We start from the raw sequence: 21,993 nt of genomic DNA on the forward strand, positions 1-21,993 counted from the left end.
GCGGTTGCCCTAATGCGCCATCGCTGTCCAACCCTGCAGGGGAACGTAACAATGGAGCAAACGCTGAAAACTCGCTCACTGTCCAAGGCCGTTGGTCTGGGTATAGCCCTTTTGATCGCTGATTCATCGGCCCAGGCCTATGAGCTGTATGCCGATGACGACACCCATCTGAATGCTGATTTCCTTTCGGTATACGGGATGTTCAACAGCCGTAACAACTACGACGGTACGCCCGGAGGTTCAACCTGGCGGGAGGGTTTCATCAAGTATGGCGTGAGCGGCGACCAAGGCCTGGCCGGGTTCGGCACCGGCTACGGCGCACTCAACTGGGTCAGTTCCGGCACCTGGGGTGACGGCGATGCGGCGGGGAATACCGACGGTTCGGAACGCACGACCAAAATCGAAGATGCGTACCTCGGATGGCGCTCCGCCGACCTGTTCCCGGCGCTTGGCAAGGACGGCATCGATTTTTCCGCCGGTCGCCAGGTGGTCAAGGTCGGCAGAGGGTTCCTGATCAACGACGACGGTCCTAATCTGGGGAAAGGCCCGGCCGACGGCGCGTTGAATCGCGGAGGCGCCTACTACCTCGCGGCGCGGCACGCCTTCGATCGCACCGCAGTCCTGCGCCTGGGCGGGCAGGAAGGCCTGCATGGCTCGGTGTTGTGGCTCAAGTCCGATAACCGCGCCCAGGCGGAAACCGAGCTGGCGGCGGGCACCCTCGACTACACGGCTGCCGCCGGTACGCTCGGCCTGACCTGGGTCCACGGCATTGATGTCACGGACCAATGGGCCAGCGACTTCCAGAAACAACGCGAAGGCCTGAATACCTACAGTCTGCGCGGCGAAGGCAACGCGGGCATGGAAAACGCCAGTTTCGCGTTTGAATACGCCTGGCAAGACAAGGATGCCGGCCCTCAAAAAGCCTGGTATGCCGAAGCCGGCTATACCTTCGCGGACGTGACCTGGTCACCGAAACTGACCTACCGCTACACCCGTTACTCGCAAAAATGGGACCCACTGTTCACTGGGCTAAGCAGCGGTTACGGCACCTGGTTCCAGGGTGAAGTGGCCTCCAATTACGCAGGTCCCTTCAACAGCAACACCGGTATCCAGCATGTCGGCCTGAAGGCGACCCCATTGGAAAACCTGACGGTCGGCGCGTTGTACTTCGACTTCAATACCCTACGCAAAAGCGATGCACTGAATCTCGATGCGAGGGAGCTGGATCTGTATGTGGAATGGGCGGTCAACAGCCACCTGATCATCAGCCCTTTGGTCGGCATTTATCAGCCAAAAAAGGATGAGACCACGGGTGGGAACCAGGTGGGCGGCAACGCTACCAACGTCTACAGCCAGCTAACGGTGGCCGTACCGTTCTGATCCCATTCAGGCGCTGCCGGGTGCAGCGCCTGAACAGGCTTACTGTTTGTGCTGATGCAACATCGTCTGAATCTGATGCGTCGCCTGACGGGTATTTTCCGCCAGTTTGCGGACTTCATCGGCCACCACTGAAAACCCGCGTCCGACCTCTCCTGCCCTGGCCGCTTCGATAGCGGCATTCAAGGCCAACAGGTTGGTCTGGTCGGCGATGCCCTTGATGACGCTGACCACCGTCGCAATCTGGCCATAAGTCGCCTGACTCTGCTCAAGCAACTGGTGATGGGTGGCCTTGGCTGACTGCTCATCGCTGATATCCCGTACTGCGCCGATCACCCGGGTCAAGCGTCCCTGCTGATCGCGCACCGCTCGACCCCGCTCTCGACACCAGATGTAGCCACGCGTCTTGTGGCGCATCCGGTATTCAAACACGTACTCACCACTGCCGTGCATGCCGAGAATCTCACGGTCAAAGATCGCCATGATCTTCGGCAAATCGTCAGGATGAGTGATGCTGACTTGAGCATCCCAGCCGTCGGGCAACTCATGCGGGGAATACCCCATGAGGAGGCGAAATTGATTGAAAATCCGCATCCGGCTGCCGGGGTCCTGAACGTCACCGTTGACCACGGTGATGTCCCAGCAGCCCTCGGTGAGGGTTGACTGCAACAGTTCCCAGATTTGCGCCTCCTGCTGATGCTGACGTGACAGCTGAATGTGCTGTTTCAGCTCGGCCTCCAGTGCCTCCTCGCGTTGCCGGCTTTGCTCGACTTGCTGGCGAAAGGCTTCAAGCGCTTGTTCACCGCATTCCAATCGAGCGGCCTGATCCATGGCTCGTTCATCGGCCGCAAGAAGCCGTTGGTTGGCATGGGCTCTCTGCTGCGCGAGCTGTTCCAGACATGCCTGCACGCTCGGATAAGCGGCCAGCGCCTGCATCTCATCCGCCTCACCGGCAAGCAACCGGTTGAGGGTTTCAGCGAGCGCCTGCATCGGTTTACTTTTCTTGAAGAACATCAGTCTGTCCCTTGCCAATCGAGTCGATACTCAGAATCTGATAGCAAACCGATGCGGATTACTTGTACGAGACTGCTAAGGCATTTGCTCCTGTCTGCCATAAAAAATCTATGGTCCCCCCCATTTTTGCAATACTGATTAACGGGCGATGTGGTTGGCTTGCTTAAATCTATCCGGCGTCTGTTTGGGGCTTGCCCCAGCGCCACGATGAGAGTCGCGCCTGACGATCCTTAAAAGCCCGTCGGCTTCTGAAGCCGATTTTTATGTCAGGATCTTCGCCAGGCCGGTAGGCCGTTCACGTCATCCGTTGTTCAGCTATCGCAAAACCTGAAGGGTGAATTGTGGTACTGCAACAACCGCAGGGTCAGGCGTTCAAGGCGTCTGGCCCTGCTTCATATTGCGCATGGTGAGCCGCTATCGCCCAAGCGATACGCGCCAGTTTGTTGGCCAGGGCACAGGCCACCACATTCGAGTGTCGTCGGCGCAGCAGCGCTCGCACCCAGTCGGCCAAAGCCCCCTTCTGATGATCCAGCCTCTGCATGTAAACCCTGGAGCATTGCACCAGCAGTTGCCGCAGGTGCTTGTCACCCCGCTTGCTGATCCCCAACAAATTGGCTTTGCCGCCCGTGCTGTACTGTCGCGGCACCAAGCCCACTGAAGCCGCAAAATCGCGACTGCATCGGTATTGCTTGCCATCGCCCATTTCTACAGCCAGAAGGCTGGCGGTGATCGGACCGACACACGGCATGCTAAGCAAACGGCTCCCCAGATCATCGTCGGCCAGCTGGCAAGCCAGTTGTTTGTCCAGTTCCTTGATCTGTTCATCCAGGTAAACGAAGTGATCGTGCAGGCGTTGCAACAGCACTGTCAGCCGCACAGGCAGCTCATGCTCGGCCAAAACAGCTGCCAAACGCTTCATGATGGCTGAGCCTTTGGGCAGGCTGATGCCAAATTCCAGCAGGAAACCGTGCATCTGATTGGCTGTCTTGGTGCGGTCATGCACCAACGACTCGCGCATGCGATGCAGGACAGACAGGGTTTGCTGAGACTCGGTTTTAGGCGTAACGAAGCGCATGGACGGACGGGAAGCCGCCTCGCAAATGGCCTCTGCGTCGATAAAGTCATTTTTGTTGCCCTTGACGAAAGGGCGGACAAACTGCGGTGAAATCAACTTGGTCGTATGCCCCATCGCCGCAAGCTGACGGGCGATGAAGTGAGAGCCGGCACAGGCTTCCGTTACCACGACGCAGCTCGGCAAGTTGCCGAAGAACCGCATCATCTGCGCTCGCGAGAGCTTTTTGCGAAACACCTCGCGGCCCGATTTGTCTTGGCCCAGAAGGTGGAAATTATGTTTGCCGAGATCGATCCCGATCAGTGCTGACTCGCTCATGATGATGGCCTCCAAAAACAAAACACCCTGCGAAAGCGTAGCCCTCGCAGGGTGTGGGGGGGACCATCTCATTAGCCCGGTTGCGTTTGCGCGACAGCCGATGCCCGCAGCCGTCAGTCATACGATCCATCGTGCATCTGTAGGATAGCGATCCTCTTTCAAACCGCTGATACTCATCCCCAGGCCCTGCCCACGTCCAGACGACGTTCCGGTCCTTAATGACTTCGTGACGAAAACAATAAGAATGTCGCACAGAGGTACCTACGAATGAGCCGTCATGACCATGGACATGCCAGCCTCCTGGAAGCGTTCAGCGCGATAACACTGGAGCTTCAGCGCCTGGCGCAGAACAAAGATATCGAGCATTTCCATCACGCCGCGCTGAGCTGCATCAGCCAACTGTTGCCCTTCGACAGTGCCTGGTGGGGCCGTGCGGCACTGATTGACGGATTGCCTGAAGAACACCACTCCTACCTCTACAAATTGCCCCGCAGCTACCTGCCGGACTGGCAATCGATTCGTCATATCGACGTGACCGTCGGCAAGGTCCACGACAACCTGGGACAAGCGGTCATCGTCGACATGCGCAACCCCGCCAGCGGTCCTGGGCTCAACTGGCTCGGCGAGCTGTATGGCATTGGCCAATTGCTGTGCGTTGCGTACGTCGACCCGCAGACCCACCTCAGTGATCACCTCACGGTGTATCGCGCTCCCGACGCACCGTGCTTTACCGGTCAGGATTGCCTGTTGCTGAACAACCTCATGCTGCATCTGGTAGCGGCGGTATCGGCCAATCAGATCCGCACCCTGGTGGCCATGCGCGAAACCCTCACCAGCCCGCGCAATCTGGCGCTCGCCGTATGCGACCAGCGCGGCACACTGCACTGCGCGGAACGTGGCTTCGTCGACTTGCTGCTGAGCGAATGGCCGGACTGGACCGGCCCTTGCCTGCCGGTGGCGATGGACGCCCAGGGGTATGAAGGCAAGCACTTGCAGGTCGAGGCTTCGACGGTCGGTGACCTGTTCCTGCTGGCAGCCCGCAGCCGCACGGTGCTGGTGCAACTGAGCCCACGGGAAAACGATGTGGCCCAGGGCTTCGGCGAAGGCAAGACCTACAAGGAAGTCGCCCGCGATCTGGGCATGTCACCCAATACCGTGCGCCACCACATCCGCGCCATCTACAGCAAACTCGGGGTCAAGGACAAAGCCCGAATAGCTCATCTGCTGCACGCCCCGCCTGACTGATCTGCACCGCTGACTCGCGCTGACTTTTTCGCGGTCCTTTTGACCGCCACGGGGCGCTTTTGCGCTTTTTTTTGCCCCTCTGCCAATGACGGGCGATCCGTTCGCCGCACAACAACTCAAAGAAGAGATGCAATGCCCATGACCAGGACCTTCACCCGCAACACCGCACTGGCCCTCATCAGTGGTCTGTCGAGCCTGCACGCTGGCGCTGCCGACCTCAACGCCCGGGATTTTTTTGGCGCGCCCTCGGGCACCACCCTGGGCGTACTGTATTTGCCGGCAAGCCGCGCCGGCGATTTCCACGGCCCGGCCGACAGCACCGGCAAGGCCGACCTGAAGGTCAACGCTGTGGCTTATCGCCAGGTCTTTTTCACCGACATCTGCGGCACGCTCTGCACGCCACAGTTCATCGTGCCCTTCGCCGACATCAACGCCCGCCTGCCGGGTGCCAGCCAGCACACTGGAGAAAGCGGATTCGGTGATCCTCAGGTCGGCGGCACAGTGTTCTTCATCAACGACCCCGCCTCGCGCACCTACAGCGGACTGCTGAGCCTGATTACCCTGCCGGTGGGTGAGTACCACAGCAACCATCCAGATGTGTCGCCCGGCGCCAATCGCTGGGGCGCCACCTTCGTTTACAACTACACCCAGGGCATCGGTGAAAAATGGGTGCTGGAAGCCAACCTCGAAGCCCAGCTCTATGGCAAGAACGACGACTACTTCGGCAGTGACCTGAAACAGGACCCGCTGTATCGACTGCAAGCCTTTGCCTCCTACGACTTCACCCCAAGCACCTATGGCGCGTTGCGACTGATCCACGCCGACGGCGGCGAGCTGCGCATCAATGACCAGCGCATCGACGACACCCACAAGCGCTACACCCAGGTGGGTTTCGAAGTCGGTCATTGGCTCGATCAACAGAATCAATTGATGTTCAGCCTCTCGCAGAACGTCGCCACCGACAACGGCTATCACGGCACCGACGCGCTGCTGCGCCTGGTCCATGTGTTCTGAATTCATTCATCGGAGCTTGACCATGAACACCCAGACCAAACCGCTGCCCCATCAGCGTTCCCTCGCTTCATCGCAACTGGCATTGCTGGCCGCCATTGTGCTGTTTGCCGCCATCACCCCGACCATCCTCATGACCGCACCGGCAGTGGCGGCGCAACTGGCGACTCAATGGCAGTTGAGCGCCTCACAGATCGGCGATCTGTTCTCCACTGAACTGGGCGCCATGAGCCTGGCCACCCTGCCCGCTCTCTGGTGGCTCAAACGTGTCGACTGGCGCCGCGCCGCATTGGCGGCCGGGGTTGTGTTTATTGCAGCCAACCTGTTGTCGATACTGGCCCACGATTACCCGATGCTTCTGGCATTGCGCTTCTGCAGCGCCCTGGCCGGCGGTTCATTGATGATTATCTGCCTGTCCAGCGCGGCCTCGACGTCCAACCCCGGACGCGTCTATGGCTTATGGGTGATGGGGCAACTGGTGGTCGGGGCGCTGGGTTTGAGCATCCTGCCACGCCTGTTCGAACACTACGGGCTGTCAGCCTGTTACTTGATCCTCGCCGGACTGATGACCGTTTTTCTGCCACTGGCTCGTTATTTCCCCCAGGGCAGCCCGCCGGCTGAAAAAGCCGCCGAGCGAGTAGCCCTCGCCTCGAAGTGGAAGGCCGCACTGGGCATTCTTGGCATCCTGAGTTTTTACATCAGCCTGAGCGGCGTCTGGACCTTTATCGGTTCCATCAGCACACGCGCCGGCCTCTCTGCCGAGTCCAGCGGCGAGATCCTTGCCATCGCCACGATGACAGGCATTGTCGGCGCCGGTTGTGCCTCGCTGATCGGCAATCGTCTGCCACGCCTGCTGTTGCTGCTGCTCGGTTACGCGGTGATGGCAGGCTCGGTGCTGTTGTTGCTGGGCCAACCCGACATGCTGCGTTTTGCATTGGCCGCGCTGCTGTTCAAGTTCACCTGGACCTTCATCCTGCCGTTGATTCTGGCCTGCCTGGCCGACCTCGACCGCTCCGGAAAACTGATGAACGCATCCAACCTGGTGATCGGTGGCGGCCTGGCCATCGGCCCGAGTGTGGCTGGGCGGCTGATCGAAGCCAGTGGCGACTTTCAATCGCTGCTGATCGGCGGGGCCTGCATCACCTTGCTGTCCCTGGTGTTGATTCTGAGCTGCCGCCCTAGCGCATGAGCAGCCCTTTTACCCTAAAAAATGGAAACGACGATGAGCCGAAAAAGTGCATTTTTCTTCGACGAACTCAGCCTTTGGCACAGCGCCGGACTGCACGCCTTGACCTTGCCAGTGGGAGGTTGGGTGCAACCGCCTGCCGCTGCCGGCCACGCCGAATCGCCGGAAACCAAACGCCGGTTGAAGAGCCTGCTGGACGTTTCCGGCCTGACCCGACACCTGCAGGTACAAAGCGCCAATCCGGCAACGCATGAGGACCTGCTGCGGGTGCATACGCCTGGCTACCTGCACCGTTTCAAGGCCATGAGCGATGCCGGGGGCGGCGAATTGGGGCCGAACGCGCCCATCGGGCCCGGCAGTTATGAAATAGCCAGACTCTCCGCCGGCCTGGCCATGGCCGCGGTGGACGCGGTGCTGTCCGGCGAGGTCGACAATGCCTATTCCCTGTCACGCCCACCGGGCCACCACTGCCTCGCCGACAGCGCCATGGGCTTCTGCTTCCTGGCCAATATCGCCATCGCCATCGAGGCCGCCAAAGCGCAGCGTGGATTGGGCAAAGTCGCGGTGATCGACTGGGACGTGCACCACGGCAACGGTACGCAATCCATCTTCGAAGAGCGTGCCGACGTGCTGACCATTTCGCTGCATCAAGACGGCTGCTTTCCTGCGGGTTACAGCGGTGAAGCCGATCGCGGCCGTGGCGCGGGATTGGGAGCGAATATCAATATTCCGTTGCCCCCCGGCAGCGGTCATGAGGCTTACCTCTATGCAATGCAGCGCATCGTGATGCCGGCGTTGGAGCGTTTTGAGCCAGAGTTGATCATCGTCGCCTGCGGTTACGACGCCAACGCCGTCGACCCGCTGGCCCGGATGCTGTTGCACAGCGACTCGTTCCGGCAAATGACCCGCTGCGTGCGCAAAGCCGCCGAACGCCTGTGTCAAGGCCGTCTCGTGCTGGTTCATGAAGGCGGGTATTCCGAAGCGTATGTGCCGTTTTGCGGATTAGCCGCCATTGAGGAACTGGCGGGCGTCCGGACTGAAGTGGCCGATCCCATGCTGGAATTTGTGCAGTTGCAGCAACCGAAGGAAGCGCTTGCGGCGTTTCAGCGGCACTGGGTCGATGCGCTGGCCGAAGCACGCTGAGCCTGGATGCTGACAACGTTGCGGGTCAGTTCGCGGGGCCGAACCTGACGCAAAAAAAATCCGATGCCATCACAGGCATCGGATTTTTATTGGTTGCCGCTAAAGATCAAACGCGCTTGGGCTGGCAGTCAGCAGTGGCTGATCAGTCGTTTCAACACGGTCTTGAACGTTTCGATCTGCGCTTCGCTGAATTCGGCAAAGACTTTCTCTTGTTGCGCCTGCGCGATCGCCCAAAGGTCTTCGGTCTGCTCGATACCGGCCGCCGTCAGACGTACGCCGTTGTCATCGTCGTTTACCAGCCCCTTGCGCTTGAGGTTGGCGACGGCCTCATCGATTTCCCGAACAGGCATCGCCACCTCACGCAACAGATCATTGGGGCTCAGCCTGGCGTCGTTTTCCAGCACCATCAGCATGCGCGCCTCGCTGGTACGCAGGCCAGTGGACAGTTGCCGAGGCTGGTAGCTGGACTGGTAGGCGCGCACCGCCTGGGTCATCAAGTAATACAGGTTATGGCTGAGGCGCCCCTGGAAATGGCTGCTCGGGGCCTGGTTTTCATCGCGCTGGGTCATTCGGGTATGGGGCAAGACCATGGAGTAAGCCCCCTGGTGATACAGCAACGGCGAGCGACCGAAATCGTCGAAAGCCACCACCTTGCCAATCATGATCCAATGGTCACCACCGTCGACCTGCTGGTACTTCTCGCAATGAAAACGAGCCGCGCAGTCGGCGAACACTGGCGAGCCGCCCTCCCCCGATTCGTACTCGATCTCGGCGAAGCGATTCTCCTTGGGTCGGGCGAAGTTATTGGAGAGGTCGATCTGGTCCGCCGCCAGCACGTTGACGGCAAAATGACTGGCCTCCTCGAACACCTCATGGCTGTTGGAACGTTTGTCGATACTCCACAGCACCAACGGGGGGTCAAGGGACACCGAGTTGAAACTGTTGGCCGTCACACCGACCTTGCGCCCGCTGGCGTCGGCCGCCGTCACCACGGTGACGCCAGTGGCAAAGTTGCCCAGGGCGCGGCGAAAGGCGCGAGGGTCGAAAGACGCAGAACATTTATCAGACATGCAAGACTCCCGGACTGCTTGCACAAGCAGCCCTGATTATTGTTATGGCGCGTAGGGCGAATGACTCAGATCATGCTGGGATCGGGCTCGAGGCCCATCAACTCACGACCCAGGATCTGCGCGCAGACGTCGTAGTCGGTGTAGGCATGGGCACCGGTCATGTGCGAGTCACGGAACAGGCGCTGCATCTCGTTGTGCTCGAACCAGGCATTGCCGCCAGCGGCCTCGAACAGACGGTCCACGGCCTGGATGCACATTTTGGTCGCATAGGCCTGGTTGGTGCGCCAGAACGCCAGGGTTTCACGGCTCGGATAGCGCTGCTGCTCACTGTGTTCGGCGTGTTCCTGCCAGGTCTTTTCGAGAAAGGCCCGGGCCGCGGCGACCTGGTGCGTCGACTCGGCCAGGCGCATCAGTGCGGGTGTAGCCGCACCCACCGCGGCCCCGGTGTAAGCGCGCACGCGCGTTTTGGTTTTTTCGCGGAAGACCTCCAGCATGCGCTCGGCAACCCCCAGGCTGACGGTGGAGAAACCGCTGGCAAAGTAAGGACGGTATGGCGAGTAGAAAATCTTGCTGTCCGGGTACAAGCCGAAGCCTGCCGACTTGCCTTCCATCATGTCCTTGGCTTTTTGGATGCGGTGCTCCGGCACCCAGGCGTTGTCGATGATCAGGGTCTTGGTGCCACTGCCTTTCATGCCGGCGGCAAACCAGTCATCGCGAATCTGATAGTCGCTGCGCGGCAGCACGGCAAAGCAATAGTCCTGGGTGCCTTCGGCATTCTTGCGCCGGAAACCGACAATCGCCCACTCGGCATGGTCACAGCCACTGCTCCAGCCCATCTCGCCGCTGAACAACACGCCCCCGTCGACCTCTTCGGTGCGGCCGAACGGCGCGATGCTGCTGCTCGCGGTTGCATTGGGGTCCTCGCCCCAGACTTCCTGCTGTAACTGCGCGGAAAACATTGCCAGTTGATGACTGTGGGTGCACAGCAGGCTCATCGCCCAGGCCGTGCTGGCGCAGGCTCCGGCGAGCAAGGCAATGCAATCGGCAAATTGCGGCAGGGAGATCTCCATGCCACCGAAGGCACGGGGCTGAAAAGCACGGTGCAGGCCGATGCCTTTGAGCAGCGCGATGTTTTCGTCGGGGACCCTGCGGTCTTGCTCCGCCTTGAACGCATTGGCGGCAATGGTCGGCAGAATGGACTTGAGGTCTTCGAGGAGCGGGTTTGGCTTTTTCATGGAGGGCCCTGCTTATTATTGGATGTCCGGCGGCCTTCCATTATCGAGGGACGGCGCCGGCTGCAGGCTCAGTATGCGGTGAGCGGCATGTCCGGAAAATGCACCTTCCAGATGCAAAATTGTACTTTTCATGGGCGCTGGCCGCGCCCCGCCAACACGACTGGCGCGCCGATGGCAGGCACAGGCATGGCGCCAGGCAGTCACAGTCAAGCCGACGTGGCAGCGGTTGATTAACCTCCCCGTTTGCCCTTGTTCGCCACCAGGAAAACCCCATGACCGACATCCCCCTCCTGCCCCAAGTCGAAGCCTTCCTGCGTCGTCGCCATACGCTGTTTATCGATGGCGGCTACGTGCAGAGCCATTCCAGCCAGACCCTGGAAGTCATCAACCCCGCCACCGACCAGGTGATCGCCCACGTCGCCGACGCGGACACCGCCGACGTCGACGCGGCGGTGGAGTCCGCTCGTCGTGGCTTCCAGCAATGGTCCCAAATGGCCCCGGCCGTGCGCGGCAACGTGCTGCTCAAGCTTGCCGACCTGCTGGAACGCAACCGCGAGGAACTGGCCCAGATCGAGACGTGCCAGTCCGGCAAGATCATCCAGGTCTCCCGCGCCTTCGAAGTGGACCAGGCCGCGCACTTCCTGCGTTACTACGCCGGCTGGGCCACCAAGATCAGCGGCCAGACCCTCACCCCGTCCCTGCCCTCCTTTGCCGGCGAACGCTATACCGCGTTCACTCTGCGCGAACCGGTTGGCGTGGTGGTGGGCATCGTGCCGTGGAATTTTTCGACCATGATCGCCATCTGGAAACTCGCCTCGGCGTTGGTCACCGGCTGCAGCATTATCATCAAGCCCAGTGAATTCACCCCGCTGACCATCCTGCGCATCGCCGAACTGGCAGTCGACGCGGGCTTGCCTGCCGGGGCCCTGAACGTGTTGACCGGAAGCGGTCGGGTCGGCCAGGCACTGGTTGAACACCCAGGGACCGATAAGGTGTCATTCACCGGCTCGGTGCCGACCGGCATCGCCGTAGGCCGCAGTGCGGCCAGCGCAGGATTGACCCGCGCGACCCTGGAACTGGGCGGGAAAAACTCGGCGGGGTTCCTGCGCGATGTGGACCTCGACACGGCAGTCAACGGCATCATCGAGGCGGGTTTCCTGCACTCCGGGCAGATCTGCGCCGCGGCTGAACGCTTTTTCGCCCATCGCTCGCAGATCGAGCCGCTCATGGCTCGGCTGTCCGAGCGTCTGGGCAAACTGCACATCGGTTCGCCGCTGGATGAACGCACTGAATTCGGCCCGGTCACCAACCGCCAGCACCAACGCAAGCTCGAAGGTTTTTTTGCCAAGGCCCGTGCCGAAAACAATACGATCATTCACGGCGGCAAGCCCATGGATCGTCCCGGCTGCTATGTCGAGCCGACCGTGATCCTCGCCAACAGCCTCAACGACAGCTTGCTCAACGAGGAAACCTTCGGCCCGATTGCCACGTTCTTGCCCTACGACACCGAAGAAGAGTTGCTGGCGCTGATGAACCACACGCCCTATGGCTTGAGTGCCAGCCTCTGGACCAATGACCTGAGCAAGGCGCTGCGCATGGTACCGGCCATCCATGCTGGGACGGTGTGGGTGAACATGCACACCCTGCTGGACCCGGCCGTACCCTTTGGCGGCGTCAAGTCATCGGGGATCGGGCGCGAATTCGGCTCAGCATTTATCGACGATTACACCGAACTCAAATCGGTGATGATTCGCTATTGATCCGGCACCGGCATGGACCGTGTCCATGCCGGGCAACCCTTGGCTCAGTAGAAGTACGCCAGGCGAAATTGCAGCGAATTATCAATCTTCACGCCCTCGCGCACCGACGTGTCATGCATCAACTGCCCCATCACCTGCACCTGCTTGCCCAGCATGGTCGCCACGGTGAAGCCCAGCGTGCCGTTGCTGCGGCTGGTGGCCAGGGTTTCACGGTCAAGGGTTTCGCGCGCGCCCCAGTTATGCCGGTAGGAGACCGCAGCGTAAGTGTCCGGGGTGAAGTTGTAGCGCAGGTGGTTGTGCAATTGCAGCAAGGGATCCTTTTTCGCATCGGTGGAGCGCTGCTCATCGTAGAACTCGGTTTCGGCGATCACATCCCAGGTGATTTTATCGGTAAGCCCCTTGATGTAACCGACCTGGAAGTCCAGGGCCCAGCGGTTGCTGCTCAAGGCAAAGCCCTGGTTCTTCTCGCTGCCGGTCGGCGCGGTGACGAATACCGACCAGCCCAGGTGTTCGTTCTTGGCCAGGTCGGCGATGGTCCACACCGTGCCACCGAAAGTGATATCCCCCAGCCCCGAATGCTTGCTGTCGGTGGCGCCGGTCTTCTGGTAGCCGAAGGGGATGACGATCTGCGGGTCCCAGGTCAGCCCGGTATTGAAGAACTCGGTGAAGTGAATCAGCCGCAACACCCCGACGGTGAGGTCAAGGTCGAGGTTGTCGGCGACTTTCTTGCCGCCGGAATACACCTTATCCCCGCGCGGATTCTGCTGGTACAACACCACCACGTCCGTGCCTTGGGGCAGCGCCGTGTAGTCGCCCGGATCGGGTTTGACATCGGCCTGGGCCAAAGGGGCCAGGCTGGCGAGAAGTGTGCTCAGTGTCAGGGTATTGAGTGCTTTCATGGCGGGTCTCTTTATTGTTATTGGGGGTATGGCTTCGCCATGACGACTCCGTGGGGAGTCGCCAGGCGCAGGTGAAACAACGGGGAATCAGTGGGCGTCGACGTGCCCGGCAGCCTTGAGGTCGGCTTGCAGATCCTGGGTGCGCTTGACCAGGTATTGACGGATCAATTCCATGTCTTCGCGCTTGAGAATGTCGGAGAAGTTCGGCATCCCGCGGGTGATCAGCGCGCCGCTGACAAACGCCGGGAACGCCGCGTGCTTGTTGTCGTCCAGGTAGCGCAGGTCCGGCACCACACCGCCACTGATCGCGTTGAGGCCATGGCAACCTGCACACAACCCGTTGAACAGGCCGCGCGCCTGCGCCAGTTGCTCAGGGGTTGCCGTGAGTGCCTGGTGGGTGGTCGGCAATACCGGGGCAACCTTGGGGGGCGGCAGTTCGCCGTGGGCGCCCAGCTTGAAGGCTATCACCCGTGATTCGGCGCGCACCTTGCCCTTATTGGTCAACGGTCCGGTCAGCAAGGGGATGATCCCGCCCCATCCCACCGAGAACGCCACGTATTGCTCCCCCTTGACGGTATAGGTGACAGGCCCGGCCATCACCCCGGAGTTGGCGCGATGCTCCCACAATGGCTTGCCGGTGTCGGCGCGGTAGGCGACCACGCGGCCATCGGCCGTGCCCTGGAACACCAGGTTGCCCGCCGTGGCCAGTGTGCCGCCGTTGCCGGCGCTGATATAAGGCTGCTTCCAGGCGGCCTGCTGCTTGACCGGGTCCCAGGCGATCAGCTCACCGCTCCAGGCGTCACGGATTTTATTCAAGGCTTTCGGGTCTTCAGGCAGGTCCGGCACATCCAGCCCGAAGTTCACCACTGACTTGTTCGACAAGAACATCGGTGCCTTCGCGGCCTTGAGTTCGGCCAAGGTGTACTGGGCCGGGATGTAGACGTAGCCGGTCTTAGGGCTGAACGACATGGGGTGCCAGTTGTGCCCACCGAGAAAGCTGGGCTGCACCACTTTCGGCGCTTTGGAATAGTCGGCCGCACCGGTCAGGATCGGGCGTCCGGTTTTCATGTCGATACCGCTGGCCCAGTTGACCGGGACGAAATTCTTCGCCGACAGCAGTTGGCCGTTAGTGCGATCCAGAACGTAGAAAAAGCCGTTTTTCGGCGCCTGCATGATCACCTTGCGCAGGGTGCCGTCGATCTTGATGTCAGCGAGGATCATGTGCTGGGTCGCGGTGAAATCCCACTGGTCTTGCGGGGTGATCTGGTAGTGCCACACGTATTCGCCGGTGTCTGGCCGCAGCGCCAGGATTGACGAGACGTAGAGGTTGTCGCCCTTGCCATTGGTACGGAACTGGTAGTTCCAGGGTGAACCGTTGCCCGTGCCCACATAAAGAAGATCAAGCTCGGGGTCGTAGGCCATGGAGTCCCAGACGGTACCGCCGCCGCCCCATTTGACCCAGCCATCGCCGTCCCAGGTCTTCATCGCCTTGGCCATGGCCGGGTTTTCCGGCGGCAGTTTCGGATCACCCGGCACCGTGTAGAAACGCCATACCTGTTGACCGGTCTCGGCGTCGTAAGCCGTGACGTAGCCGCGTACGCCAAACTCGGCGCCGCCATTGCCGATCAGCACCTTGCCCTTGACGATGCGCGGCGCGCCTGTGATCGAGTAGCTCTTGGTGCGATCGATGATGGTGTCGACGCTCCACACCGGCTGACCATTCGCCGCATCCAGGGCAATCAAGCGTCCATCAAAACTGCCCACATAGACCTTGCCCTGCCACACCGCCACGCCCCGATTGACCGGGCCGCAGCAGCCCTGGCTAAGGTTTTCGGGCGGGACTTTAGGGTCATATTTCCAGAGCAACTCGCCGGTGGCGGCATTGATCGCATAGACAATGCTGAAAGCCCCGGTGGTGTACATCACCCCATCGACCACCAGCGGCGTGGCTTCGGTGCCGCTGTCGATATCCAGTTTCGTCGTCCAGGCCATGCCCAACTGCCCGACGTTGTCGGCATTGACGCTATCGAGCGGGCTGTAGCGTTGCTCGTCGTAGGTGCGGCCGTGGCTCATCCAGTTGCCTGGCTCCTGGTCGGCGGCGATGATGCGCCGACCGTCGACCTGCGCCGGACCCGCCCACACACCCGGGCACAACGCAGCCATCAGTAAAGGGCTGCCGATCAGCAAGCTCCGTGTTCTCATTTTTATTTTTCTCCAGCAATAATCGGCTCGGTATCAACCCCAGCCCAGGCAATCTTATTAGAGTGCCTGCCACGTCCGAGGACTTGACTGAGTCTGCCAAACCGCTTGGCATTCCCTGCCAGGCCGGCATTTATAGGGCGTGTTGGCGATAGTCCCGAGGGGCATGCTGGAAATGGCGCTTGAAGACGCGACTGAAATGCGCCGCGTCGACAAACCCCCATTTAAACGCGATCTGGGTGATTGATTCATGGCGCAGGTCTTGCGCGCACAGGTCTTGCGCCACCCGTTCCAAGCGGCGTTGCTGGATGTAGCGGGAGATACTCTCGTGGCGTTGCTCAAACAGCCGGTAAAGCTGGCGCACCGAGACGTTCAGGTGTCGGGCCAGGTATTCAGGGCCCAGTTCCGTCTCTTGCAGAGAGGTTTCCACCAGTCGCGTGGCCAGTCCGTAAATATCATCCTGGCCCACGCAGGCAAAACCGGGCTGGCGTTCGTCACGCTCGCGCAGGCCGGCGGCGGCCAAGCCGATCAATGCTTGCGCCAGTGCCGGGCCATCGCTGCGGCCACCTTCGTCCTTGCGCAACTCCACATCCCCCAGCGAGCGCGCCAACGTGCGAATCATGTGAGTGGCGACGCTATTGCGCGCAAGCTTGCCGAACAACTGTTCGGGGCGAAGCTGGTGGCTGACTTCGTCACGTGACAGATGGATCGAGATGTTGTGCACCAGGCCCTGGGGTTCGATCTCAAATGCCTGCGCCGAGTCGACCAGGGCAATGTCGTCAGGCCCCAACTCGATCACCCGGTTTTGCTGGCGAATGCGCTGATGGCCCGCGCCCTGGAGAATCAGAAAGCAGTAGCGATCATCGTCCCCATCCCCCGAGGTGCGCTGGCGGCTGATCAGCCCTGCGTTGGTACGGATATGCGCCACCCCCAGGCCGCAGACATCCTGGCCATGGACACTGCCGATAAACAGGCTGTGCTGGTTTGACAGCGTCGTGTTGAAGTTACCGCAGACTGCACGCAAGTCGCGGTTCCAGTTGGCGAATGCATCGCAAGCGTGAAGCAAGGCAGGCATACCCCCCTCCCACTGATTCTTTTTAGTTATTCCGTTAACATATTATCTATCTGCGGCATATGCAAGCCGAGGGGCCCGCGATGCTGGGGCCTATGGAGCGTGCACCGAGGACTTTGCGCAGCGTTGAGCCGCTCACGGGCAACATAATAAAAATAGATGATCTTATAAATTATTAAGATAACAATATCTAATAATTAGCTTATTCCAAAAAAGACTTTCACTCCCGTTTCTTATAGTAATACCTTCACATCACAGACCGACCCCATGCCTGGCGGAGGACGTACCCCCACGACCACCAGGAGCCTTCAGCAGGCTTACATGGACCTTTCCAACATGCCAGACATCACCGCCCCGCTCCCCCTCAACAAGTTCCACCTGTCACTCTTGACCAGCTCGTTGCTGCTGGCCAGCGCGCCCTCCTTCGCCGAGACCACGACGGATGACGCCCAACTGGGCACGGTCACGGTGATTTCCACCGGCATGCGCGGCCAACAGCGCACCGTGGCCGACAGCCCGGCACCGATTGACGTGATCAACAGCGAACAACTGCTCAAGACCGGCCGCGCCGAACTGTCCGAGGCCATTGCCAAGCTGCTGCCCTCGTTCAACTTCGGCACCAACATTGCCGGCTACAACTCAGTGACCCGCCCCCTCAGCAACCGCAGCCTGGGCCCGGCCTACACCCTGGTGCTGGTCAACGGCAAGCGCCGGCACAACGGCGCGACCGGCCAGCGCGGTTCGATCGATAACAGCGGCGCGAACGCGGTGGACATCGACCTGATCCCGGTCAGCGCCGTCGACCATATCGAGGTACTCAAAGACAGCGCTGCCGCCCAGTACGGCTCGGATGCGGTGGCGGGCGTGATCAACGTGATCCTCAAGAAAGACAACAGCGGCGGCCACCTGGAGACCAGTTACGGCCAGTTGTTTTCCGGCCAGGGCGAAACCATCAAGGTGGCGGGCGACGAGGGGTTCAAGCTCGGCGAACGCGGCTTTTTCCACTTCTCCGCCGATGCCCGCAAACGCGGGACCGCCGCCTGGAACGACAAGGCCGACAGCACGGTCAGGGCGTTCAGCGACCCCGCCAAGGAAGCCGCCTGGAACCGGGTGGCGATCAAGAACGGCGACCCTGACCTCAAGGCATTCAACCTGGCCTACAACGCCGAATTGCCCCTGGAAGACCTGACGCTGTACTCCTTCTCCACCTATGGCGAGCGTGACGCCGAGGCCGCCAACTACTTTCGCCTGCCCACCGGCAGGGCCGCGGTGCCCGAGGTATTTCCGGACGGTTACTACCCGCTGAACAACATCAAGGACCGCGACTACCAACTGCTGTTTGGCGGCAAGGGGCAAGTGGCCGAGTGGAACTGGGACCTGAGCACCACTTATGGGCGCAACAACGTCCACCACTCCAGCGACCTGAATATCAACCCGTCGCTGGGCACTGCCTCACCGACGCGGTTCGACAACCTGGCGACCTTTCGCTTTGAGCAGTGGGTCAACAACCTGGACATCACTCGCCGCTACGACAGCCTGTTCAACCTGACCTCGCCTGTGCAGGTGTCCGCCGGCCTGGAACACCGCTGGGAACATTTCAGCACCTTCGCCGGAGATCCCGAGGCCTATATCACCGGCACTTACCCGGCGGCGTCGGGGGCGCAGGCGGCCGTCACGATTCGCCCGGAGGATGAAGTCAGCCTGATCCGCAATAACTACGCCGGTTACCTCGACCTGGGCTTTGACCTGACCGAACGCTGGTTCCTCGACGTGGCCGGCCGTGTCGAACATTACGACGATGACTCTGGCAATACCTTCGGGCTGAAGGTGAACTCACGCTACGAGCTGACCGACACGGTGGCGGTACGCGGTACGGTCGGCACCGGCTTTCGTGCGCCGTCCCTGACGCAGATCGGCTACACGGTGGCAGACAACCGAGTGGCCACCGATGTGAACGGTAACGTGGTGCCCGCCGTGACCCGCTTGACCCCTTCCGGCAGCAACCTGGCCAAGGCGTTGGGTGGCGACGACCTCAAGCCGGAGAAATCGCGCAACCTGGGGCTGGGCCTGACCTGGCAGCCAGCGCCACGCACCAGCATCACCGCCGATGCCTACCTGATCGACATTGATGACCGCATCGCCCTGACCAGCAATATCTACGACCAGGGCAATGGCGCCATCAATGCCATCCTCGCCGCCCAGGGTGTGCCCACCGGTACCTGGGTCAACTACTACACCAACGCCTTCGACACCCGCACCCGCGGCCTGGACATCGTTGCCGACCACACCACGCCGCTGGATGCCTGGGGCGATGTGCGCTGGAGCCTGGGCTTCAACTGGAACAAGACCACCATTGAAGACAGTCGCGGCACACCCGCCGCCCTCGCCAATTCCGGCGTGACCCTGGTGGGCCGCGACCGCGAGGGCGACCTCACCGAAGCGTCGCCCAAGACCAAATGGATCCTCGGCGCCAACTGGAAGGTCGCGGACCTGGCGGTCAACCTGCAAACCAGCCGCTATGGCGCGGTCAAGACCCTGGCGGTGAACCCCACGGGCGACCGCAGCTTCGGCGCCAAATGGATCACCGACCTGGACGTCAGCTACACCTTCGTCGACCACCTGACCGTCAGCGTCGGCGGCACCAATATCTTCGACGTGCGCCCTGACCGGCACGCCGTCTACAGCAACCTGGGCCTGGCGCCCTATGGCAACCCGCCGTTCTATCCGGGCGGCGGCTACTGGTACACCAAGCTGGCCTACGACTTCTGACCCACCCCTTGCATACACCGCAATCGCCACCTGAGGGCACTCCATTGAATACCTCCAACTTGATGAGCCGTCTGCTGGCCCCCTGCGCATTGGCGTTAAGCCTTGCCGCTTGCTCACCGTCGGGTAACGACACCCAGGCCGGCAAGACCCTCAACATCGCCTTTTTCGGCGACAACACCACCCTGGTCAGCGTCGATCCGTTCCAGGTCTACTGGCTTGAACACCGGGTGTTGCTGCGCAATGTCGCCGAGTCGCTGACCGACCAGGACCCGGAAACCGGCACGATCATTCCCTGGCTGGCCAAAAGCTGGGAAGTGAGCGACGACGCCCTCACCTACACCTTCCACCTGCGCGATAACGTCACCTTCAGCAACGGCGAGCGCTTCGATGCCCAGGCGGTCAAGACGGCCTTCGACAGCAACAAGGCGCTGGCCACCGAGTTGCCGGCCACCTTCGGCGCCACTTACCTGGCGGGGTTCGATCACGCCGAAGTGGTCGACGACTTCACCGTCAAGCTGGTGCTCGCCAAGCCGAATGCGGGCTTCCTGCAGGCCACATCCACCACCAACCTGTCGATCCTCGCCCCGGCCTCCTACGCGCTCAGCGCCAAGGAACGCTCGTTGGGCAAGATCATCGGCACCGGCCCGTTCATCCTGGCCAGCTATACCCCGGAAGTCGGCGCGCACCTGACCAAGCGCAAGGGTTATGCCTGGGCGTCGGCCAATATGAAGAACCAGGGCGAGGCCCACCTGGACGCGGTGGACATCAGCTATATCCCCGAGGAAAGCGTGCGCAACGGCCTTTTCCTGCAAGGCAAGGCCGACATCCTGTGGCCGCGCAACCCGTTCTCCGAGGTGGACCTGAAACTGTTCCAGTCCAGGGGCGCAACCATTCAAAGCCGCTCGCTGCCGGGCCCGGCGCTGAACCTGTACCCCAATACCCGTGGCGGGCGTGCCTTGGCCGACAAACAGGTGCGCCTGGCCGTACAGAAAGCCATCGACCGCAAGAGCTACGCAAGCACGGTGTACAACGCCGCGTTCCCGGTGGTGGACGGCATCTTCGATGTGACCACGCCCTACTTCAAGAGCCAGGGCGCCAAACTGGTCTACGACCCGGCCGCCGCCGAGCGCCTGCTGGATCAAGCCGGCTGGGCCAAGGGCGCGGACGGTTATCGGCAGAAAAACGGCAAGCGCCTGAGCCTGAGCTACAACATCAGCCCGGCAGAAACCGCCGGCGATGTGTTGATCCAGGATCAGCTGCGCAAGGTCGGCATCGAGCTCAAACTCAGCGTGGTCACCCGCGCCGAATGGGTCGCCAACAACACCGCCGGCAATTATGACCTGACCATCAACTATATGACCCGTGCTGATCCGATCATCCTGCAAACCATCCTCGATCCGCGCACCGCCAACAGCTCGACCCTGGCCACCAACCTCTATGAGCCGGCCGTGCTGGACACCGCCAAGGGCCTGTTCGATGCCGGCATCACCGCCACCCAGGGCGCACAACGCGCCACGGCCTATGGCGATTTGCAAGACCTGTTGATCGATGAGGGTTCGGCGTTCCCGGTGTATGAACGCGTGTGGCAGGCAGCGACCTCGCCACGGGTGAAACACTTTCGCTGGACCGCCGAGGGCTTCGCATTGCTGGGTGATATCGAGGTCGGTACGCCATGAGCCGTTACCTGATCGGCCGGATTGGCCAGGCGCTGCTGGTGCTCTGGGGCGCCTATAGCATCACCTATTTCATTTTGTACCTGCTGCCAGGCGACACCCTGTCCATCATGCTCAGCGCCTCGGGCATGGAGGCCGACGCGCTGTCGGTCGAAGACCTGGCCAAGGCCCGCGCTTATTACGGCCTCGACCAGGGCGTGTTCGAGCAGTATTTCAACCTGCTGCTCGGCGCGCTGCACGGTGACTTCGGCCAGTCGCTGTCGCTGAATCGACCGGTGGCCGAGCTGCTCGCCGAGCGATTGCCGCAGACCTTGTCCCTGGCCGGGCTGGCGATTGTGTTGTCGCTGCTCGGCGGTGTCGGCCTGGCCTACCTGACTGCGTACCTGCGCTGGCGGCCGTTAAAAATCGCGTTGACCCGGTTGCCGTCGCTGGGCTTTTCAGTGCCGGTGTTCTGGATGGGCCTGCTGCTGATCCAGGTATTCGCGTTCGGCCTCGGCTGGTTTCCCGCCACCGGCAGCCGTGGGGTTGAAAGCCTGGTGCTGCCGGCGATCACCCTGGCGATCCCCAGCGCGGCGGTGTACGCCCAGGTGTTGCAACGCAGTTTCCAAGGGGTGTGGCAGGAGCCCTACATCGTCACGGCCTATGCCAAGGGCTTGAGCCGTGGCCAGGTGCAGGCGCGTCACGGCTTTCGCAACGCGGCCCTGCCGATTCTCACCCTGATCGGGCTGCAAGTGGGCAATACGGTGTCCGGCGCGGTGCTGGTGGAAACCATCTTTGCCCGCTCCGGCATCGGCCGCCTGGCGCAGGAAGCGGTGCTGCGCCAGGACATTCCAGTGGTGCTGGCCATCGTTGCCGTCTCGGCGGCGGCATTTGTGCTGGTGAACCTGCTGGTCGACCTGCTCTATCCCTGGCTCGACCCGCGCATCTCCCATACGCCAAAGGTGTCCTAG

General features: G+C 61.3%; 16 protein-coding genes. 9 read left to right on the forward strand and 7 right to left on the reverse strand.

All coding sequences use genetic code 11. The features are described 5' to 3' along the window. Window positions 1-51: 51 nt before the first annotated feature. Window positions 52-1,380 (forward strand): hypothetical protein, encoded by a 1,329-nt coding sequence (locus tag P2T68_RS20435; RefSeq protein ID WP_069075935.1) that lies wholly within the window; start codon window positions 52-54, stop codon window positions 1,378-1,380. A gap of 39 nt (window positions 1,381-1,419) precedes the next feature. Here P2T68_RS20435 and P2T68_RS20440 read toward each other — a convergent pair whose 3' ends face one another. After that, entirely contained in the window at window positions 1,420-2,391 is a 972-nt protein-coding gene (locus tag P2T68_RS20440) for a methyl-accepting chemotaxis protein (RefSeq protein ID WP_277378207.1), read from the reverse strand. 364 nt (window positions 2,392-2,755) lie between these two features. Then, entirely contained in the window at window positions 2,756-3,781 is a 1,026-nt protein-coding gene (locus tag P2T68_RS20445) for an IS110 family transposase (protein ID WP_024074122.1), read from the reverse strand. A 267-nt stretch (window positions 3,782-4,048) separates the two neighbouring features. On the opposite strand from P2T68_RS20445, the gene P2T68_RS20450 reads away from it, so the two are divergent. The 4 genes from P2T68_RS20450 to P2T68_RS20465 all read left to right on the forward strand — a co-directional run bounded on the left by P2T68_RS20450 (window position 4,049) and on the right by P2T68_RS20465 (window position 8,366). Next, window positions 4,049-5,026, forward strand: coding sequence for a helix-turn-helix transcriptional regulator (locus tag P2T68_RS20450; RefSeq protein ID WP_024075347.1), 978 nt, complete (start codon window positions 4,049-4,051; stop codon window positions 5,024-5,026). A 132-nt stretch (window positions 5,027-5,158) separates the two neighbouring features. Beyond that, window positions 5,159-6,040 carry a transporter gene (locus P2T68_RS20455; RefSeq protein ID WP_173903841.1) on the forward strand — a complete coding sequence of 294 codons (882 nt, stop codon included), beginning with the start codon at window positions 5,159-5,161 and terminating at the stop codon, window positions 6,038-6,040. A 22-nt stretch (window positions 6,041-6,062) separates the two neighbouring features. Further along, complete coding sequence (locus tag P2T68_RS20460) at window positions 6,063-7,226, forward strand: MFS transporter (RefSeq protein WP_277378208.1); 1,164 nt, start codon at window positions 6,063-6,065, stop codon at window positions 7,224-7,226. A gap of 33 nt (window positions 7,227-7,259) precedes the next feature. Then, entirely contained in the window at window positions 7,260-8,366 is a 1,107-nt protein-coding gene (locus tag P2T68_RS20465) for a class II histone deacetylase (protein WP_277378209.1), read from the forward strand. Between the two features lie 128 nt (window positions 8,367-8,494). On the opposite strand, the gene P2T68_RS20470 is transcribed toward P2T68_RS20465, so the two are convergent. Together P2T68_RS20470 and P2T68_RS20475 are read right to left on the reverse strand one after the other, a co-directional pair. Beyond that, a complete protein-coding gene (locus tag P2T68_RS20470) occupies window positions 8,495-9,436 on the reverse strand; it encodes a p-hydroxyphenylacetate 3-hydroxylase reductase component (RefSeq protein WP_024075343.1) in 942 nt (313 codons plus the stop codon). A 65-nt stretch (window positions 9,437-9,501) separates the two neighbouring features. Next, window positions 9,502-10,671 carry a p-hydroxyphenylacetate 3-hydroxylase oxygenase component gene (locus P2T68_RS20475; RefSeq protein WP_069075902.1) on the reverse strand — a complete coding sequence of 390 codons (1,170 nt, stop codon included), beginning with the start codon at window positions 10,669-10,671 and terminating at the stop codon, window positions 9,502-9,504. 272 nt (window positions 10,672-10,943) lie between these two features. Between P2T68_RS20475 and P2T68_RS20480 the strand changes: the two genes are divergently transcribed. Continuing rightward, window positions 10,944-12,431, forward strand: a complete 1,488-nt coding sequence (locus P2T68_RS20480) for an aldehyde dehydrogenase family protein (RefSeq protein WP_277378210.1) — start codon at window positions 10,944-10,946, stop codon at window positions 12,429-12,431. A 44-nt stretch (window positions 12,432-12,475) separates the two neighbouring features. Here the strand turns inward: P2T68_RS20480 and P2T68_RS20485 are convergent, their stop codons facing one another. The 3 genes from P2T68_RS20485 to feaR all read right to left on the reverse strand — a co-directional run bounded on the left by P2T68_RS20485 (window position 12,476) and on the right by feaR (window position 16,604). After that, window positions 12,476-13,330: a transporter gene (locus P2T68_RS20485; protein WP_277378211.1), complete on the reverse strand. Its 855-nt coding sequence runs from the start codon at window positions 13,328-13,330 to the stop codon at window positions 12,476-12,478. Window positions 13,331-13,417: 87 nt separating this feature from the next. After that, window positions 13,418-15,532 (reverse strand): PQQ-dependent dehydrogenase, methanol/ethanol family, encoded by a 2,115-nt coding sequence (locus P2T68_RS20490; protein ID WP_277378212.1) that lies wholly within the window; start codon window positions 15,530-15,532, stop codon window positions 13,418-13,420. 130 nt (window positions 15,533-15,662) lie between these two features. Next, window positions 15,663-16,604, reverse strand: a complete 942-nt coding sequence (gene feaR / locus P2T68_RS20495) for a transcriptional regulator FeaR (protein WP_024075338.1) — start codon at window positions 16,602-16,604, stop codon at window positions 15,663-15,665. A gap of 333 nt (window positions 16,605-16,937) precedes the next feature. Between feaR and P2T68_RS20500 the strand changes: the two genes are divergently transcribed. The 3 genes from P2T68_RS20500 (at window position 16,938) to P2T68_RS20510 (ending at window position 21,993) form a co-directional block, all read left to right on the forward strand. After that, window positions 16,938-19,370, forward strand: coding sequence for a TonB-dependent receptor (locus tag P2T68_RS20500; RefSeq protein WP_168233236.1), 2,433 nt, complete (start codon window positions 16,938-16,940; stop codon window positions 19,368-19,370). A gap of 62 nt (window positions 19,371-19,432) precedes the next feature. After that, window positions 19,433-21,046: an ABC transporter substrate-binding protein gene (locus tag P2T68_RS20505; RefSeq protein ID WP_069075904.1), complete on the forward strand. Its 1,614-nt coding sequence runs from the start codon at window positions 19,433-19,435 to the stop codon at window positions 21,044-21,046. Further along, the gene (locus P2T68_RS20510; RefSeq protein ID WP_024075335.1) at window positions 21,043-21,993 is read left to right on the forward strand and encodes an ABC transporter permease; all 951 of its coding nucleotides are present in this window, start codon (window positions 21,043-21,045) and stop codon (window positions 21,991-21,993) included. Before P2T68_RS20505 ends, P2T68_RS20510 begins: the two co-directional genes overlap by 4 nt.

The sequence above is a fragment of the Pseudomonas sp. G11 genome (assembly GCF_029457515.1).
Taxonomy (GTDB): domain Bacteria; phylum Pseudomonadota; class Gammaproteobacteria; order Pseudomonadales; family Pseudomonadaceae; genus Aquipseudomonas; species Aquipseudomonas gorinensis.

Coding starts and splice junctions, on each gene's coding strand:
- P2T68_RS20435 (WP_069075935.1), top strand. CDS start 52: ATGGAGCAAACGCTGAAAACTCGCTCACTGTCCAAGGCCGTTGGTCTG.
- P2T68_RS20440 (WP_277378207.1), bottom strand. CDS start 2,391: ATGTTCTTCAAGAAAAGTAAACCGATGCAGGCGCTCGCTGAAACCCTC.
- P2T68_RS20445 (WP_024074122.1), bottom strand. CDS start 3,781: ATGAGCGAGTCAGCACTGATCGGGATCGATCTCGGCAAACATAATTTC.
- P2T68_RS20450 (WP_024075347.1), top strand. CDS start 4,049: ATGAGCCGTCATGACCATGGACATGCCAGCCTCCTGGAAGCGTTCAGC.
- P2T68_RS20455 (WP_173903841.1), top strand. CDS start 5,159: ATGCCCATGACCAGGACCTTCACCCGCAACACCGCACTGGCCCTCATC.
- P2T68_RS20460 (WP_277378208.1), top strand. CDS start 6,063: ATGAACACCCAGACCAAACCGCTGCCCCATCAGCGTTCCCTCGCTTCA.
- P2T68_RS20465 (WP_277378209.1), top strand. CDS start 7,260: ATGAGCCGAAAAAGTGCATTTTTCTTCGACGAACTCAGCCTTTGGCAC.
- P2T68_RS20470 (WP_024075343.1), bottom strand. CDS start 9,436: ATGTCTGATAAATGTTCTGCGTCTTTCGACCCTCGCGCCTTTCGCCGC.
- P2T68_RS20475 (WP_069075902.1), bottom strand. CDS start 10,671: ATGAAAAAGCCAAACCCGCTCCTCGAAGACCTCAAGTCCATTCTGCCG.
- P2T68_RS20480 (WP_277378210.1), top strand. CDS start 10,944: ATGACCGACATCCCCCTCCTGCCCCAAGTCGAAGCCTTCCTGCGTCGT.
- P2T68_RS20485 (WP_277378211.1), bottom strand. CDS start 13,330: ATGAAAGCACTCAATACCCTGACACTGAGCACACTTCTCGCCAGCCTG.
- P2T68_RS20490 (WP_277378212.1), bottom strand. CDS start 15,532: ATGAGAACACGGAGCTTGCTGATCGGCAGCCCTTTACTGATGGCTGCG.
- feaR (WP_024075338.1), bottom strand. CDS start 16,604: ATGCCTGCCTTGCTTCACGCTTGCGATGCATTCGCCAACTGGAACCGC.
- P2T68_RS20500 (WP_168233236.1), top strand. CDS start 16,938: ATGCCAGACATCACCGCCCCGCTCCCCCTCAACAAGTTCCACCTGTCA.
- P2T68_RS20505 (WP_069075904.1), top strand. CDS start 19,433: ATGAGCCGTCTGCTGGCCCCCTGCGCATTGGCGTTAAGCCTTGCCGCT.
- P2T68_RS20510 (WP_024075335.1), top strand. CDS start 21,043: ATGAGCCGTTACCTGATCGGCCGGATTGGCCAGGCGCTGCTGGTGCTC.